Annotated in this window: 12 protein-coding genes and 1 pseudogene; 5 read left to right on the top strand and 8 right to left on the bottom strand. The window is 70.8% G+C overall.

Going from position 1 to position 17,176, the window contains the following annotated elements; all coding sequences use genetic code 11:
- The first annotated feature begins 268 nt into the window (after positions 1–268).
- Complete coding sequence (locus IEZ31_RS23320) at positions 269–5,578, top strand: AAA family ATPase (RefSeq protein ID WP_190252074.1); 5,310 nt, start codon at positions 269–271, stop codon at positions 5,576–5,578.
- 137 nt (positions 5,579–5,715) lie between these two features.
- Here IEZ31_RS23320 and IEZ31_RS23315 read toward each other — a convergent pair whose 3' ends face one another.
- The 7 genes and pseudogenes from IEZ31_RS23315 to IEZ31_RS23290 form a co-directional block, all read right to left on the bottom strand.
- Positions 5,716–6,783 carry a succinylglutamate desuccinylase/aspartoacylase family protein gene (locus IEZ31_RS23315; protein ID WP_190252073.1) on the bottom strand — a complete coding sequence of 356 codons (1,068 nt, stop codon included), beginning with the start codon at positions 6,781–6,783 and terminating at the stop codon, positions 5,716–5,718.
- Positions 6,784–6,809: 26 nt separating this feature from the next.
- On the bottom strand, positions 6,810–7,577 hold the full coding sequence (locus tag IEZ31_RS23310; RefSeq protein ID WP_190252072.1) for an amidohydrolase family protein: 768 nt from the start codon (positions 7,575–7,577) through the stop codon (positions 6,810–6,812).
- Positions 7,578–7,610: 33 nt separating this feature from the next.
- Positions 7,611–8,048: a TOBE domain-containing protein gene (locus IEZ31_RS60005; RefSeq protein ID WP_444542470.1), complete on the bottom strand. Its 438-nt coding sequence runs from the start codon at positions 8,046–8,048 to the stop codon at positions 7,611–7,613.
- Between the two features lie 147 nt (positions 8,049–8,195).
- Positions 8,196–8,597 (bottom strand): annotated as a pseudogene (locus IEZ31_RS60000) (ABC transporter ATP-binding protein); the annotation flags it as partial.
- A 74-nt stretch (positions 8,598–8,671) separates the two neighbouring features.
- Positions 8,672–9,520 carry an ABC transporter permease gene (locus IEZ31_RS23300; protein ID WP_190252070.1) on the bottom strand — a complete coding sequence of 283 codons (849 nt, stop codon included), beginning with the start codon at positions 9,518–9,520 and terminating at the stop codon, positions 8,672–8,674.
- Positions 9,520–10,404 (bottom strand): ABC transporter permease, encoded by an 885-nt coding sequence (locus tag IEZ31_RS23295; protein WP_190252069.1) that lies wholly within the window; start codon positions 10,402–10,404, stop codon positions 9,520–9,522. The genes IEZ31_RS23300 and IEZ31_RS23295 overlap by 1 nt, the downstream gene beginning before the upstream one ends.
- Entirely contained in the window at positions 10,401–11,462 is a 1,062-nt protein-coding gene (locus tag IEZ31_RS23290; protein WP_190252068.1) for an ABC transporter substrate-binding protein, read from the bottom strand. Before IEZ31_RS23290 ends, IEZ31_RS23295 begins: the two co-directional genes overlap by 4 nt.
- Positions 11,463–11,665: 203 nt before the next feature.
- Between IEZ31_RS23290 and IEZ31_RS23285 the strand changes: the two genes are divergently transcribed.
- From IEZ31_RS23285 to IEZ31_RS23270, 4 genes are read left to right on the top strand one after another with little or no spacing between them, the layout of a single operon-like run.
- Positions 11,666–12,373 (top strand): GntR family transcriptional regulator, encoded by a 708-nt coding sequence (locus IEZ31_RS23285; protein WP_190252067.1) that lies wholly within the window; start codon positions 11,666–11,668, stop codon positions 12,371–12,373.
- A 26-nt stretch (positions 12,374–12,399) separates the two neighbouring features.
- The gene (locus tag IEZ31_RS23280) at positions 12,400–13,884 is read left to right on the top strand and encodes a gluzincin family metallopeptidase (protein WP_190252066.1); all 1,485 of its coding nucleotides are present in this window, start codon (positions 12,400–12,402) and stop codon (positions 13,882–13,884) included.
- Between the two features lie 3 nt (positions 13,885–13,887).
- A complete protein-coding gene (locus IEZ31_RS23275) occupies positions 13,888–14,091 on the top strand; it encodes a hypothetical protein (RefSeq protein WP_190252065.1) in 204 nt (67 codons plus the stop codon).
- Positions 14,088–15,473 (top strand): amidase, encoded by a 1,386-nt coding sequence (locus IEZ31_RS23270; RefSeq protein ID WP_190252064.1) that lies wholly within the window; start codon positions 14,088–14,090, stop codon positions 15,471–15,473. The genes IEZ31_RS23275 and IEZ31_RS23270 overlap by 4 nt, the downstream gene beginning before the upstream one ends.
- A 60-nt stretch (positions 15,474–15,533) precedes the next feature.
- On the opposite strand, the gene IEZ31_RS23265 is transcribed toward IEZ31_RS23270, so the two are convergent.
- Positions 15,534–16,766 carry a helix-turn-helix domain-containing protein gene (locus IEZ31_RS23265; protein WP_190252063.1) on the bottom strand — a complete coding sequence of 411 codons (1,233 nt, stop codon included), beginning with the start codon at positions 16,764–16,766 and terminating at the stop codon, positions 15,534–15,536.
- Positions 16,767–17,176: the final 410 nt, after the last annotated feature.

Raw genomic sequence — 17,176 nt, 5'->3', positions numbered from 1 at the left:
GGTCGTGGCCGTCGTCGCAGGCCCTCCACGATCGGCCCGTGACCTGCTACGTCAGGTAATTTCGTGTCACTCTTGACAACGGTACGAGATGAGATCCGACCGTCCGCGGAGGTGTCGGATGGGCGTCGGCGAGGTGCAGCCCGGCCGTTTTCCACCCGTTCGGACCGACATATTGCACGAGAGCGAACGCACGCGCGTTGCCCGGGTACTTCTTGCTGGACGCACCGTCATCCGCAAGGAGCCGCTGGGACCGGATGCGCAGCGGCGCGTGCGGCACGAGCTGGCGATCCTGGAGCGGCTGCGCGGCGTCGCGGGGGTCGCGCAGCCGGTGGAGCCGCCGCGGTGGCCGGGGGCCGTCGTGGTGGAGGACGCCGGTGGCACCTGCCTGGCCGGGTTCACCAAACCCCTGGCCGTCGACGACCTGATCAGGCTCGCGGTCGGGCTGGGCCACGCGGTGGCTGGGATGCATCGGCGGGGTGTGATGCACCGGGACATCACGCCGGCGAACGTCGTGATGTCAGGCGACGGCGCGGTGTGCCTGGTGGACTTCGGGCTGGCCCTGTCGCTGGCGGAGCTTCGTCCCGAGTTCACGCATCACACCGAGATCGTCGGGACCCTGGCGTATCTGGCGCCGGAGCAGACCGGACGCACCGGCCGGTCGGTGGACCAGCGCGCCGACCTGTACGGGCTGGGTGCGACGCTGTACGAGCTGGCCACGGGTGAGCCGCCGTTCGGTTCCGGAGACCCGTTGCGGCTCACGCATGATCATCTGGCTCGGACGCCGGCGCCGCCCGCCGACGTGAATCCGGCCGTGCCCGGCCCGTTGTCCCAGATCATCATGCATCTGCTGGAGAAGGAACCGGACAACCGGTACCAGACGGCCGACGGCGTGGTCTACGACCTGGAGCGGTTGCGGGACGCCGACCTGCGCATCGGCGAGCATGATGTCTCGCTGCGGCTGTTGCCGCCGTCGCGGCTGGTGGGCCGCGACGACGAGGTGGCGGAGCTGGCGGCGGCGTTTGCGGATGCGCTGGCGGGCCGGTGCCGGGGGGTGCTGGTCAGTGGGGCCCCGGGGATGGGCAAGACGGCGCTGGTCGATGAGCTGCGTCCGGTGGTGACGGGCAGCGACGGCTGGTTCGTGGCCGGCAAGTCCGACCAGTATCGGCGGGATCTGGAGTTCGACGCGGTCCGTCAGGCGTTTCGGGCGTTGGGTCGGCTGTTGCTGGCCGAGCCGGAGGGCGACCTCGGCAAGCTTCGCGAACGGATCTTGGAGTCGCTCGGCGCGAACGCGGGGCTGGCGACCGCGATAACGCCGGAGTTCGCGGCGCTGCTGGCCGTGCCGCCCGATGCGGGGGATCCGCTGACCGCGCAGGTTCGGGCGCAGCGAATGGGTGTGGACGTGTTGCGCGCGGTCGTCTCGCGAGAGCGGCCGGTGGTGATGTTCGTCGACGACCTGCAGTGGGCCGGGCGCACGCCGCTCGGCTTCGTCGACCTCGTGCTCGGCGAGGAGCAGATCGACGGCCTGCTCCTGGTGGGCGCGTACCGCGACGCCGACGTGGACGCGGCGCAGTCGCTGGCGGCGCCGCTGTCCCGATGGCTTCAACAGCCCGGAGTGCGGCACGTGCGCCTGGCCAATCTGCCGGTATCCGCCTCGGTCACGATGGTTGCCGAGATGCTCCGCGCGGACCGGGCCACGGCGGAGGGCCTGGTCGACGTGATCAACCCGTACGCGTCCGGCAACCCGTTCGACATCGTGGAGCTGCTCAACGCGCTGCGACACGACGGCGTGCTGACCGCCACGGCCGCCGGTTGGCGATGGGACGCGGCGGCCGTGCGCGCTCATCTGGGTCGGTCCGAGGTCGCCGGGCTGCTGACGGCGCGGGTCGATGCCATACCGCCGGAGTCGCGGCAGGTGGTGGAGGCGATGGCGGGTCTGGGTGGACGGGTCGAGCTGAGCGTGTTGCAGACCGCCACCGCCGAGCCGGCGGACCTGGTGGAACAGCGGCTGGCGCCCGCCCTCGACGATGGCGTGCTCGTGGTGGAGCCCGGGATGCGTCCGGCGGTGCGGTTTCACCATGACCGGATCCGCGAGGCGACCCTGCGCGGGCTCGGCCCGCAGCGGCTCCGGACCCTGCGGCTGGCGATGGCCCGGCGGCTGGCGGCCGTGCCGGAGTTGTTCGCGGTCGCGGCGGAGCAGTACCTGCCGGTGGTCGACGCGGTCGACGACCCCGCCGAGCGGCAGGTGGTGGTGGGGCTGCTGCGGCGGGCCGCCGACCAGGCGCGGCTGACCGGGAACTACGCGCTGGTGAACACGCTGCTCACCGCGGCGCTACTACTGATCGCCCCGGATGCGAACGCCACGCTCGTCGAGGTCCATACCGGCCGCCACGCCGCGCTGTACAGCCTGGGCCGCCTGGACGAGGCGGACGAGGAGTACCGCACGATCGAGGGGCTGTGCACCACCGCCTTGGACCACGCGGACGCCACGGCGGTGCAGACCCGCAGCCTCACCCACCGGAACCGCTTCGCCGAGGCGATCGAGCTCTGCCTGAAGTCGCTGCGTGAGCTGGGCATCGCCGTGCCGCCCGCGGACCGGATCGAGCTGGAGCTCGACCGCCGGCTCGACGCCATGTACCGGTGGCTGGACCACACCGACGACGCCGACGAACTGACCCGGCCGGACATCACCGACCCGAAGCTGCTCGCCGCCAGCCGCCTGATCCACGCGATCCTGCCGTCGACCTACATCGGCGCCGATCACACCACGGCCAGCTGGCTGAGCCTGGAGGCGCTACGGATCTGGACCGAGCACGGCCCCGCCCCTGTCCTGCTCGGCGCGGTGAACCAGATCAGCTTCGCCGCGATTACGGTGCGCGGCGACTACGCCGCCGCGTACCGTACGCTGCGGCGGTTCCTGGCGTTGGGCGAAGCGCGCGGCTACGAGCCCACGACCTCGCACACGCGTCTCCTGTTCGCGCTGCTGAACTTCTGGTTCGAGCCGATCGAAAGCAGTGTCCAAGCGGCCCAGCGGGCCCGCGAAGGGTTGATCGCCGGTGGCGACCTGGCCAACGCCGGATACACCTACTACACGACCGCGACGGGCCTGCTGGAATGCGCACCATCGCTGGACGACTTCGTCAGCCGGCTGGGGGCCGGGCTCGCGTTCGTGCACCGAACCGGCAGCGAGCAGACCGTCCAGTGGCTCGAGGCGTACCGGTGGCTGGCCGGCGTGCTGCGCGGCGAAAGCGCTGCTGCGGCCGGTGAGGCGGTCCCCTCCGACCGGTACGCCGACAACCCGCAGGCGCTGCTCCAGGTGCAGATCACCAGCGCTATCGCCGCCGCCGTCTTCGATGACCTGGCCGGCCTGGCACGCCACAGCGCGGCGGCGATGCGGCTCCCGGCGATCGAGCAGGGCTTCTACGCAACCGCCCTGGCACGCCTGCTGCGCGGGCTGGCCCTCGCCGGGCAGGCCCGGTCCAGCCACGGTGCCGAGCGCGCGCGTCTGCTGTCCGAGCTGGACGAGGTAACGAGATGGCTGGCCGCACGCGCCGCGGACGCGCCGGAGAACTTCCAGCACCTGCTGCGGCTGCTCGAGGCGGAACGGGCGTGGGCGGTCGGCGACTTCCGCGTCGCCGCCCTCGGCTTCGACGCCGCGCGACGCGACGTCGCCCAGCGGCAGCGCCCATGGCATCAGGCCCTGATCACCGAACGCGCGGCCCGCTTCTACCTCGCCCACGGCCTCGAGCACGCCGGCTACGAACTGCTCGCCGAGGCCCGCCAGGAGTACCTCGCATGGGGCGCGACCGCGAAGGTCGACCAACTCGACTGGGCCTACCCCACCCTGCGACCACATCCCGACCAGAGCGACGATCGATCCCGCCGTCGCTCCACTGTCACGACCGGAACCATCGACCTGCTCGGCATCCTGTCGGCGTCGCAGGCGCTGAGCTCGGAGACCAGCGTCGAGGGGCTCCATTCGCGGGTCGCCCACGTGCTCAGCGCGATGACCGGCGCCACCGATGTACACCTGCTGCTGTGGAGCGACGACCGGCAGGCCTGGCTGCTGCCCGCGCCCGGCGGCGGCGTCATCCCGGTCACCACGGACATCGGCACCGGCCACGAACACGCGGTCCCGATGTCCGTGCTGCGGTACGCCCGGCGCATGCGTGCGCCGCTCGTCGTGGGCGACGCCACCCGCGACGAGCGCTTCGCCCGCGACCCGTACTTCGCCGACGTCACCCGCTGCTCTCTGCTGGCCGTGCCCATCCTCAGCCGCGGCAAGCTGCAAGCGGTGCTGCTGCTCGAGAACCGCCTCATGCGCGGCGCCTTCACCACCGACCGGCTCGACGGCGTCAAGCTCATCGCCGGCCAGCTCACCGTCTCCCTCGACAACGCCCAGCTCTACGCCGAGTTCCGTCAGATCGCCGACGAGCAGACAACCCTGCGACGAGTGGCGACACTCGTCGCCCGCGGCGTCCGGCCCGACGTCGTCTTCGCCGCGGTCGCCGACGAGGTCGGCGCGCTCTTCGGCGCCGACAGCACAGCGATCGTGCGGTTCGAGCCGGACGGGGACACGACCGTGATGGGACGCCACGGCCTCGACCGCTCCCAGCCGGGCGCGCGCGGCCGGCCCGACCCCGACTCGGAGATGGGGTTGGTCCAGGCCACCGGCCGCGCGGCTCGCCGCGACGCTGACGACCTGCCGGACGACCTGATAACGGCGGGCCCGCCCGAGGACCTCGCCGCCGGGCTCCGATCCGCGGTCGCCAGCCCGATCGTGGTCGAGGGCCGGGTCTGGGGCGCCATGCGCGTCGGGTCGCGGCGCGAACGGCTGCCCCACGACACCGAGCAACGGCTGGCCGACTTCACCGAGCTCATCGCCACCGCCATCGCCAACGCCGAAAGCCGGGCCGCCCTCACCGCATCGCGCGCACGGATCGTCGCCACCGCCGACCAGACCCGCCGGCGCATCGAGCGGGACCTGCACGACGGCGCCCAGCAGCGACTGGTCGCGCTGAGGCTGCAGCTGCGCGCGGCGCAGGAGGCCATGCCGGCCCCGCTCGGCGCGCACCTCGACCTCGCCGTCGCCGGGGCGACCAGCGCGCTGGACGAACTGCGCGAGATCGCGCGTGGCATCCACCCGGCCATCCTGACCAAGGGCGGCCTCGGCGCCGCGCTGCGCGTGCTCGCCCGCCGCTCACCGATCCCGGTCGACGTCGACATACGCGCCGACGGGCGGCTGCCCGAGCACCTCGAGGTCACCGCGTACTACGTCGTCGCCGAGGCGCTGACCAACACGGCCAAACACGCGCACGCCTCGGCCGTCGCGGTCACCGTCGAGGCCGACACCGCCGACACCGCCGACACCGCCGGCGCCGCCGGCGCCGTCCTGCGCGTCACGGTCCGCGACGACGGCATCGGCGGGGCCGACTTCGCCGGTGGCACCGGCCTGGTCGGGCTCAAGGACCGCGTCGAGACGCTCGGCGGCCGGATCGTTCTCCGCAGCCCCCGCGGGACGGGCACCAGCCTTCGCGTAGAACTTCCCATCACCGCTGCGAGCGCCGACACCTCCCGATAGCCCGATCGCGCCCGGATTCTGGACGGCCGCGCCGTGTTCGGGTTGATGGTCTGCCGGGGCGGGACGCCCGGTCGTCGGCATCCCACCCCTGTGCCCCGCGTACGAGGCGAGTTCACGGCCCGGTGCGGCGGGGTTCCCTACAGCTCGAACCTCCAGCTGCTGAGCCGCTCGATCTCCACCGCCTTGGTGGCGTCGCCGATGATGTACGCATAGTCGCCGGGATTGACCTGACCGAAGCCCGGCCGGGTCTGGAAGATGGCCGACTTCTCGTAGGGCGCCCGGATCTCCTGCAGGACCTCGAAGCTGTGCGGGTCGACCACCCTGGACAGCACCGTGCCACCCTCGACGACGGCCGAGAGCCCCTCGATGCCGACCTCGGGGTAGAAGAGCCCGCCGTGGCGGATTCGCTGCAGGGTCCGGCCGCCGCTCATCACGAGTTGCGTGTCGGGCAGGACCGGCTCGCCGTCGATCATGCCGAGCGCCTTGAGGTAGTTTTCGATCCGCGTCAGCGACAGCTCGTCGAAGCCCGGCGGCAGGATGTTTCCGCCCTGCTCGGCGACCACGCTGAGGATGCCGAGGCCGCGCGCGTGCCCGGTGATGGTGCCGGAGAACGGGTTGACGTCGTGCGTGTAGATGAAGTCGGTGGCCATCAGCCGGTTGAAGTCGATGTTGCGCTGGGCGTCCTGCGTCTTGTCGCCGTCGATGAGGGTGTAGTTGATCGAGGTGTCCGCGCCGCAGTGGTAGTCGATGAGCGCGTCGAGCTGGCCGATCACGTTCTCGGACAGGGCGGCCGCCATCTGCTGTGAGATCCAGCCCTCGGCCGAACCGGGGAAGACCCGGTTCATGTTGTTCATGTCGGTGTTCCAGCCCTGGCCCGTGGTCCGGGTGCCGGACTCGAACGCGACGGGGTTGGCCACCGGCACGGCGACGACCGTGCCGCGCAGGTTGGTCAGGTCGAGCCGCTGCATCGCGAGCCGGATGATGTGGCTGCCGAAGACGGCGTCGCCGTGCACGGCGGCCACCAGGCCGAGCGTCGGTCCGTCCGACGCGCCCTTGGCGACGTGCACGCGGATCGACAGGTCTTCGCCGGACGCCCGGCGCGCGACCGGCAGCCGGAACTGTGCGTGACTCGCCTTGTCGATGTCCAGCAGTTCCTTCGGCGACTTGAGTGCGGGCGCGGCCGGCTCGGACGATGTGTGCGTCATGGATTGCTCCTCTCGCGGAGTGGACGTCAGGACAGGTTGAGCAGCCGGACGGCGTTGCCGCCGTAGACGAGCGCGAGGGCGTCGCTGGACAGGCCGGAGGATTCGAAGACCGCATCGGTGTCGACCACGCGCTGGTCGCGGCCGAGGGAGAAGTCCGTGCCGTACAGGATCTTGTCCGGGCCGGATTCCTCGACCACCTGCCGGACCAGGCCCGGGATCAACTTCCCCCAGCGCGACCAGGAGATCGAGGTCTCCAGGTAGACGTTCTTGTGCTTACGGGCGAGGTACGGCGCGTCGCCGAGCGGGTCGGCATGTCCCGCGATCAGCACCGTGTTCGGGCACATGATCGCCAGATCGTCCAGCAGGGTGATCCGGCCGTTCTCGATCCGCCCGGCGCGGCCGTTGGCGGGGCCGGTGTGAAAGAGCACCGGGATGCCGAGATCACCGGCGGCCGACACGACCGGCACCAGGCCCGGGTCGTTGAGCGCGAAGCCCTGGATCAACGGGTGCAGCTTGAGGCCGCGCAGGCCGAGCGTGTTGACCGCATGGTCGAGCGTGGCCAACGGGTCCTCGCGGGGAATGCCGGTCGTCTCCGCGAACGGAACGACCGAGGCGAAGCCGATGACTTTCCCGGCGCCCTTCGTCACAAGGTCCGCGACGGCTTCGTTGGTCATGTACGGGGCGATCGGCAGCACGACTCCGGCGTCAATACCCAACTCGGTCAACCGTCCGGTGAACTCGTCCACCTGGTCGAGCTGTGTGTTCCAGACGTGCGTGTGGAAGTCGATCTTCATGGCGACCTTTCGGATCGGGGCTGACGGGGCTGTTCAGTCGATGAGGGGGACGGCCTTCTTCCACTCGAAGGCGAGGTCGACCGGCGTACCGACGGACACCCCTTCGCCGGGCGCGACCACCACCTGGACGGTCGTGCCGTCCGGCAGGCGCACGTCGTGCAGGACGCCGCCGGGCTGGTACTCGACGGCGGAGACGACGCCGCGGTGCACGTCGGCGCCGGCGCCCGCACCCGGGTCGGCTTCGACCATCCGGATCGCGTCCGGCCGTACCGCGACCGCGACCACCGGCGCGTCGGTGTCCGACCGGGCGTCCGTCTCGATCACGTCGCCGAACCCGGTGCGCAGGTGGCGTCCGTCCGGCACGACCGGGATGACGTTGGCGAGCCCAAGGAACTCGGCCGTGTACCGGTGACGGGGCCGGCTGAACACGTCGATCGGGGTGCCGGTCTCGACCACCCGACCGGAGTCCATCACCGCGATCCGGTCGCCGAGCGCGAGCGCCTCTGTGTGATCGTGCGTGACGTACACACCGGTGAGGCCGAGTTCCCGCTGCAGCCGCTTGAGCTGCCCGCGCAGTTGGACGCGGATCCGGTGGTCCAGGCTGCTGAGCGGCTCGTCGAGCAGCATGACCGTGGGCCTGGTGACGATCGCCCGGGCCAGCGCGACCCGCTGCTGCTGGCCGCCGGAGAGTTGTTTGGGCTTGCGGCCGGCGAAGTCGGCGAGGCCGACCAGCGCGAGGGCCTCGTCGACCCGTTGCTGCCGCTCCACGCGCGGCACTCGCCGCATGCGCAACCCGAATCCGACGTTGTCGCGGACCGACATGGTCGGGAACAACGCCCAGGTCTGGAACACCATGGAGATGTTGCGTCGGTGGGTCGGCACGGCTGTGAGGTCGCGGCCGTCCAGCAGGACGCGCCCGGCGTCCGGCTCGAGCAGGCCGGCCAGCACGCGCAGCAATGTCGTCTTGCCGCATCCGCTGGGCCCGAGCAGTACGAGCATCTCACCGCGTGGCAGCGTCAGGTCGACGCCGGTCACGCCGCCACCGGTGGGGTACTGCTTGCTGATGCCCGAGATGGTCAGGTAGTCGGTTCCGGTCATCGGCGTCTCCTTTCGGCGCCGCCCGCGAGCTGGCCGAGGCCGCCGAGCCGCCCGAGGAGCAGGGCGGCGGCGATGCCCACGATGACGAGGATCGTGGACATGGCGGCTACGGTCGGATCGGCGTTGTTCTCCAGGTACTGGAAGAGGGTGATCGGCAGCGTCGTCTGACCCGGCGAGGACAGGAACAGCGAGATCGACACGTTGTCGAACGAGAAGATGAAGAGGAAGACCGCCGCGCTGCCGATCGCGGGCAGCATGCTGGGCAGCGTGACGGCGACGAACGCCCGCATCCGGGACGCGCCGAGCGTGGCCGCCGCGGACTCCAGGTTCGAGTCGACCGCGGCCAGACCCGCGACGAGCACCTGGAGCGCGATCGGCAGGCCGACCAGCACGTGCCCGAGCACGAGCCCGACCAGGCTGTTCGACAGCGACAACTGGCTCAGCATGATGAGCAGGCCGAGCGCCAGCAGGATGTCCGGGGTGACGAGCGGCGTGGCCATGGCGAGCTGGACGGTCCGCTGGACCCGCCCGCTCCCCCGGGTGAGCGCGACAGCCGCGGGAACCGTGATGAGCAGGCCGACCACCACCACGATCAGCGCGATCTGGAGACTGAGGGTGAGCGACGTCCGGAAGCTCGGGTACGCGAACGCCTCGCGGAACCAGCGCAGCGAGAATCCCTCCGGCGGGAACAGCAGGTAGGGGTCGGGGTTCAGGGACGCGAAGGCCACGACCACCAGGGGCAGGAGCAGCAGCACGGTGATCACGAGGGTGAACACCGAGACCTTCTGCCGCTCTTTCCCGACGCGACGCCGCGGGCCGACCAGGGTCTCGTTCGTGGTGGCCATCAGCGCGCCCCCGACGTGTCGCGGCTGCCGAAACGGGTGCCGAGCATGATGGGGACGACCAGGACGACGACCAGGATCACGGCGAACGCGGAGGCGGTCGCCCACAGCTGGGACTGGCTCACCGACGTGTAGATCATCTGCGGCACGGTGTTCACCCGGCCGCCGCCCATCATCGCCGGCACGATGAACGTGCCCGCCGCCGCCGCGAAGGTCAGCACACCGCCGGCGACCAGGCCCGGCACAGCGAGCGGGAAGACCACCCGAACCAGCACCGACAGCCTGCCCGCGCCGAGCGTGCGCGCCGCCTCCAGCAGCGAGGTGTCCAGCCTGGACAGGCTCGCGTACACCGCCATCGCCATGAACGGGAACTGGAACATGACCAGGGCGATGACGATGCCGGCGAACGAATAGTTGAGGCCGAGCGGCGAGTCGACGAGGTTGGCCCGCATCAGCAGGTCGTCCACCGAGATCAGCCCGAGCTGCAGACCGAAGATCCGCACCACGCCGTTGACGAGCAGCGGCGTGAGCAACAGCGCGAGCTGGAGCTGGCGCAGCCCCGGTCGCACGACGAGCTGGTACGCGTAGACCAGGCCGATCGCGCCGGTGATGACCACGGTCAGCACCGCGATGAGCATCGTGTTGGTGAGCGCCTTGACGTACAGCTCGTCGGAGAAGAAGGAGATGTAGTGGCCGAACGTGAAGCCGCCCGCGTCCACGTCGTTGCTCTCGGCCAGGCTGGTACGGAGCACGGTGATCGCCGGGTAGAGGAACATGAACGCGGTGAACAGCAGCAGCGGGGCGGCGAGCAGCCAGCCGCCCTGCGCGTCGCGGGCGCCGCTCGCCGGAGGCCCTCCGGCCCGACGGGTAGCGGGAGTGACCGTCACTTGCCGAAGATCCTCTGCCAGCGGGTCGTCCACTCGGTGATCTTGTCGCCGAACTCGTACCAGTCGATCGGCCACAGGCTCTCGGCGATCTGCGGGGTCTCGACCAGGTTGGCCGCGACGTCCGCGGGCAGCGTCACGGTCGTGGAGCCCGGCGCCGCCTTGCCCTCCCTCGCCCACTGGACCTGGGTCTCGTCCTTGAGCATGTAGTTGATGAAGTCGTACGCCTGGTCCTTGTTCTTGGAGGCGGCGGGGATCGTCAGGTTCTGCACGCTCCAGGTCGAGCCCTCCGCCGGCACCACGGTCTCGACGCCCCGGCTCTTGAGCGGGATGCCCTGGTCGGCGATGGTGACGACCGCTGCGACGCTGCCGGCGGCCAGCTTGTTGACGCCGTCGGTGCTGGTGGTGAAGAGGAACTGGACGTTGTCCTTGAGCCGCTCCAGGGCCGCCCAGCCTGCCTCGTAGTCCGTCGGACCGTTGCCGAACAGCCGGGCGCCGGTGAAGACGAGGAAGAGACCACCGATGGACGGCGCGTTCTGCAGCGCGACCTGGCCCTTGAGCTCGGGCCGCCAGAGGTCCTTCCACGAGGTGATCTTGAATGGGACCTTGTCCGTCTTGTAGAGGATTCCGGACGCGGTGTAGCTGATCGGGACGGCACTGACCTTGCCGTCCTTGGTCTGACCCTCGGTCAGCCGCTTGACGATCGAATCCCACTTCTCGATGCGGGATGTGTCGATGGGTTCGAGCACGCCGCTGGTCAGGCCGCGGGCCGCCTCGTTGCCGATCAGCCACGCGAGGTCGTACTGCCCGGGCTTCTGCTGCAGCAGGGGCACGGTGTCGCTGCCGGGGTCGTTGAGCACCTCCACGCCGGTGGCGGCGGTGAACCCCGGGGAGACCTTCCGCAGGGCGGTTTCCCAGACGCCACCCCAGCATCGGGCCACGATGCGGGTGTTGCCGGCGGCCTTGGGGGACTCCCCGCCGCCACACGCGGCCAGCAGGGTGCCCGCGCCGACGCCCAGGCCTAAGGAGAGCAGACCGCGCCTACTGAGCGTAGTTCCCATGACTCCTCCTGCGGTTGAAAGTTTATTGTCGACAAGCAGGTGGTCGATTGTTGACATCTCCCGGTGTGAGTGTCAATAGTCTTCGGCAGGCCAGCTAGCAGCCGAAACACCGGAAACATGGCGGTTACCTCGACGCCACGGCGTCGTGCCCCCATACTGTTGACAATCAACCATCAACCGAAGGTGTAGGTAGAACCACCGTGATGACCCCCGACAGCTGGACGGACGTACCGACGCTTCCGGCCGCCATCGCCGACTGGATCGCCCGCGGGATCGTCGCCGAGCGGTGGCCCGACGGCGCCCGGCTGCGGGAAGCGGAGATCGCCGCCGAGTTGAACGTCAGCCGCGGCCCGGTCCGCGAGGCGCTCCGGGTGCTCAACGAGCGCGGGCTGGTGCGGCTCGCCCCCCGGGTCGGCGCGGTGGTGAACGGGATGTCGCGCAGCACCATCACGGAGGTCTACGAGTTGCGCGCGCACATCGAGGCGCTGATCTGCCGGACGGCGGTGCCGCGACTGTCCGAAGCGGACAAGGACCGGCTCCGCGCCCTGCTCGACCAGATCATCGCGCTGCGCAACGGCGACCGCATCGACGAGATGCTCACCACCTGCTGGGAGTTTCGCGAGACCCTGTATCGGCCGTCGACCAACCGCACCGCCCTCGACCTGGTGCGGTCCCTGCGGACCCGGTTGCACTCGATCCCGCAGGTGCTTCGCAACGACCCGGCGCACATCACGCTCGCCATGACCTTCTACGTCCGGGTCACCCAGGCCGCGATCGACGGCGACACCTCGGCGGTCGAACGCCTTGTCAGCGAATTCATGATCAAGACCGGTGAACAGGTGGTCACGGCGTTCCGGCCCGGCGCCGCCGACCTGGCCCCGGCCGCGTCCGGCGCACCGGTGTGGTCATGAACCAACCGGGAGGAGCTCCTGCACCGATGCCCGAGATCGACGAACTGCGCGACTACCTCGGTGAGACCGAAGACTACCGGCGCGTCTTCGAGCACCTGCGGTTCGACCAGCAGTCCTACCTCCCCGACCAGGCCACCACCGACCGCGCGCGGCAGATCGGGCTGATGGAGCGGCGGATGCGCGAGCGCACCGCCGATCCGCGGCTCGACGAACTGGTCGCCGCTGTCGAGTCCACCAACCCGGATCCGGAGCGGGACTTCGCCACCTGGGCGATCGCCCGGGTCGCCCGGCGCGACTACGAGGCCGAGCTGCGCCGTCCGGTCGACGCGCTGACCGAGTTCCAGGTCGTCGCGTCCGAAGCGTTCGTCGTCTGGCGGGATGCCCGCCGCGACGCGGACTGGGCGGCATTCGCACCGTGGCTGCGCAAGCTCGTCGACATCAACCTGCGCCTGGCCGACGCGATCGGCTATCCCGAGCACCCGATGGACGCCCTCCTGTCGCTGTACGAGCCGGCCCTGTCCTGGCGCGACACGCAGGCACTGCTCGATTCGCTGGTCGACGACGTCATCAGGCTCAACGAGCAGCGGCAGGAGGCGGTCAACGCCCGGCCGGCGGACCCCATGCCGGTGCTCGACCGGCAGGCGGTCTTCGCGTTCGTGCACGACCTCGCCGAACAGGTCGGCTACGACTGGAACCGCGGCGGGCTGGCCATCTCGCCGCACCCGTTCACCAGCCCGTCGGGTCCCCGGGACGTGCGATTCACCCTGCGCGACGACGTTCCCTTCCCGGACATGCTGAAGGCCGCGATCCACGAGCTCGGCCACGCCCTCTACGAGCAGGGCATCTCGCCCGGCCTGTGGGGCACATCCGCGGCGAAGGGCATCATGCCCTACGTCCACGAGTCGCAGGCGAAGTTCTGGGAGAACATCGTCGGTCGCACCCCCGAGTTCGCCGCACTGGCCTACGACCTGCTGGTCCCCCACGTGCCCGACCCGCCGCCCGGGTTCGGGCCGGAGGCGCTGCACCGGGCGGCGGTCCACGGCCCGACGTCGCTGATCCGCACCGGCACCGACGAGCTGACGTTCAACCTGCACATCGTGCTGCGCTGGGAGATCGAGTGCGCGCTGCTGACCGGGCAGCTCGACGTGTACGACGTGCCGGAGTTCTGGAACGCCCGCGCGGAGCGGTACTTCGGCCGGCCGGTGCCCAGCGACCGCGAGGGCTGCCTCCAGGACCCGCACTGGTGCCACCGCTACATGGGACTGTTCACGGCGTACGTCATCGGCAACCTGGTGTCGGCTCAGCTCTGGCGGGCAATGGAGACCCAGGGCATCAGCGTGACCCGGGCGCTCACCGCCCGCGATGTCAGTCCCGTGCTCCACTGGCTGCGCGGGAACGTACACGCCCCCGGCCGGACGTACACGCTGGCCGAGCTGGTCGAACGGGCGACCGGTGGCCCGCTGTCCGCCGAACCGTACCGGGAGCACCTGACCCAGCGGTACGGGCGGTGAACCGTGCCGACGAACACTGACCCAGCTGGCTGGATCCGCGACCGCGTGCCGGCCGCCGACCCGGAGTCGACGGCGCGGGCGGTCCGGAGCTGGGCCGCCAAAGCGGCGGACCGCGACCGGCTCCGCGCCGTCGCGCTCGACCTGACGGCCGATCCGGTGTTCCCCGCCAGCGCGGCGCGCTGGCTGCGCCCGGAGCGACGGCCATGACCACGGCGGCCACCACACCGACCCGACGGAGCATGCCCGGCGTCGCCGACCTGCTGGCCGGCTACGCCGACGGCACCATCTCCCCACGCGACGCGGTCGAGGACTGCCTGGCCACCATCGCAGCGACCGAGCCGGAACTCGGGGCGGTCGTCACGCTGCTCGCCGACCGGGCCAGGGCCGCCGCCGACGAGGCCGGCCGACGCTGGCGAGCCGGCACCGCGAGGCCGCTGGAAGGCGTGCCGTACGGGCTCAAGGACACCATCGACACCGCCGGCGTCCCGACCGAGTACGGGTCCGCGCTCTACCGGGGCCACGTGCCGGCGGCCGACGCCGAAGTCCACCGCCGGCTCACGGAGGCGGGCGGTGTCCTGCTCGCCAAGCTGGCGACCTACGAGTTCGAGGCCGGCAAGAACGACCGGACCCGCAACCCCTTCGACCTCACCCGCAACTCGGGCGGCTCCTCCTCCGGACCGTGCGCGTCGGTCGGAGCCGGTCAGCTACCGCTCGCGATCGGCAGCGACGCCGGCGGCTCGATCCGGGTGCCCGCCGCCTGGTGCGGCGCGGTCGGCCTCAAACCGACCTACGGCCGAATCTCCCGCCGCGGCGCTGTGTCCTGTTCCTGGACCCTGGGTCACCTCGGTCCGATCACCCGGTCGACGCGGGACGCGGCGCTGGCGCTCAACGTGCTCGCCGGCCACGACCCGCTCGACCCGTACAGCGTGGACGCCCCGGTGGACGCCGACTACGCCGCCCGCCTGGACGGCGACATCACGGGCATGCGGATCGGCGTGCCGCAGGAGTGGTTCGAAGAGGTGTGCGAGCCCGCCATCGCGGCCGCGGTCACCGCCGCGCGCGACGAGCTCGCCCGAGCCGGGGCGACCCTGGTGCCGGTCTCGCTGCCGCTGCTGCGGCGGATCAACCCGGACGCGCTGAAGCACCTCATCGTCCCGGCCGAGGCCGCCTCGATGCACGAGGGCCACCTGACCCGAATCGGCGAGTTCGACGAGGCGTTCCGCGGGCTGCTGCTGGAGGGGCAGCTCGTCGCCGCCCCCGACTACCTGCGCGCGCTGCGGATGCGCGCGCTCATCCAGCACGAGCTCGCCGCGGTCTTCGCGAGCGTGGACGCGCTGGCGACGCCCGGGTCCGTCATCACCGCGCCGTTGTTGGAGCAGGAGACGGTGACGCTGGGTGGGCAGACCTACCCGCTGGCCGCCGTCGTCGCCCGCACCACGTCGGTCTTCAACCTCGCCGGCAACCCGAGCGTCGTCGTTCCGTGCGGTTCGGATGATCACGGCCTGCCGATATCGCTCCAGATCGCCACCGCGCCGTGGCGCGAGGCGGACTGCCTGCGCATCGCGCATGCCTTCGAGGCCCGACGCTGACCGCGATCGAGCCTCGGGCGACCGTCGCCGTTGCGGAGGTCGGCAGGCGGCGCTCGGCTTCTACACGCCGACGCTCAGGTGTGCGGCAAGCTCGGCAAGTGCGGCCGACGGAGTGCCCCGGGTGCGGCGTAGCAGGTCACTGAGCACCTCGTGAGCGAACGGCCGGCAGCGGATCTCGGACGGGGCGAGCCGGTCGGCCTCCAGCAGCATCTCGCCGGCCGCGTCGATGTCGCCGATCAACGCCCGGGCGCGGGCCTGGGTGAGATAGTGCTGCGCTCGGCGCTCCGGCAGCAGCGCGTTGAACCCGTCGAGGTCCAGCCGTTCGTGTACCTGCACCGCCGCCCGGCCCTCGCCGAGCTCGAAGGCCGCGGCGGCGCGGTACAGCTGCACGTTCGTCGGACCGAAGCTGGTCCGGTAGTGGTTGTGGTCGCCGGCCAGGGCCGTCGCCGCCTCCTGCGCGCTGCCCAGCAGGTCGCGGACGGTGGCGCTGTCACCCATCCGGGCCGCGGTGAGGGAGGCCTGCAGGAGCAGGTTGCCGAAGACGGACAACCGCTCAGGCGAGCTGTCGCCGCCGTTGGTCCCGGGGGCCAGCCGGTTGGCGACGTTGAGGGTCATCTCCAGCGCGGGGCGGGCCCGCCCGAGGGACAGCAGCGCCATCGCGACCCGCGTCTTGGCCACACCGGCCAGCATCTCGTCGCCGGTACGCTGCGAAACGAGGACCGAGCGGTCCGCGGCGATCCGGGACAGTTCGTGCTCGCCCAGCTTGCGCAGCATCGCCGACGAGATCTGGTAGACCTGCCCGAGCAGGTGGGCGACCTCCCTCGCGTGCGGGCCGTCGCTGTAGGCGATGTCGGCGGCCTGCGCCTCCCGCAGGAGGCGGGGCAACGTCCGGGCAAGCATGCCGTAGCTCGCGTGTTGGTAGGACAGCCAGGCGTGGGTGACCGCCTTGCGCAGCTCGCTCAGCGGCGGCGGCTCCGGCGGGGCGTAGAAGAAGGCGGTGATCTGGTCGTAGCGCTCCAGTGCCGCGCGGATCTCCTCGACCTCGACCTGGTCGACACCGTTGAGGTTCTCGGGGCGGCGCTCAGAGCCGTTGCCGAGCAGAATCTGCGCGTCGAGCTGCAGCACGTCGGCGATCTCGTGCACGACGGAGAACTTGTCGAGCCGGCGCACGCCGCGCTCCACCTTGTCGACCCAGCTCTTCGACTTGCCGAGCCGATCGGCGAAGACCTGCTGCGACAACTTCCGCCGCTTCCGCCAGTACGCCACGCGGCGGCCGATGGGCAGCTCATCCACGTCGCTCACCTCCGGAGCTCAACCGTCCAGCCGACCTCTCGTCGGGCCGCGGCAACGTCCGGCGGCGCCTGCCCAACGAGCGGCATCCCTGCACGAACATCACGCACAGAGATCGCGAGGTACCTAACGTAGCGCCAACATTGCTCTACGTCGACCCCCATCACGCACAAGGAGTACTCACGACTGGAGCTCGCACTGCACAGCGCGTGACGCCCGTTCGGGCGCGCGGGGGTGGGTAGGGGCACACCCCCACCGGCAGGCCCAGGAGATGACGTGATGGACGTCCAGCATCATCTGCGACCAGCCGGACCGGTTCTGGGCGGGCAAGGCCTAACAAGTCCTAACAGAATGATCATTTGATGAGTCGGCGGTAGCAGATGATGGAGCAGGCCAGGCTCATGAACGCTTCG

Origin of the sequence: Dactylosporangium sucinum, assembly GCF_014647515.1 — a bacterium.
Classification (GTDB): Bacteria; Actinomycetota; Actinomycetes; order Mycobacteriales; family Micromonosporaceae; genus Dactylosporangium; species Dactylosporangium sucinum.
Note: the sequence above shows the minus strand (reverse complement) of the source record. Positions and strands in the feature narration are given on the sequence as shown.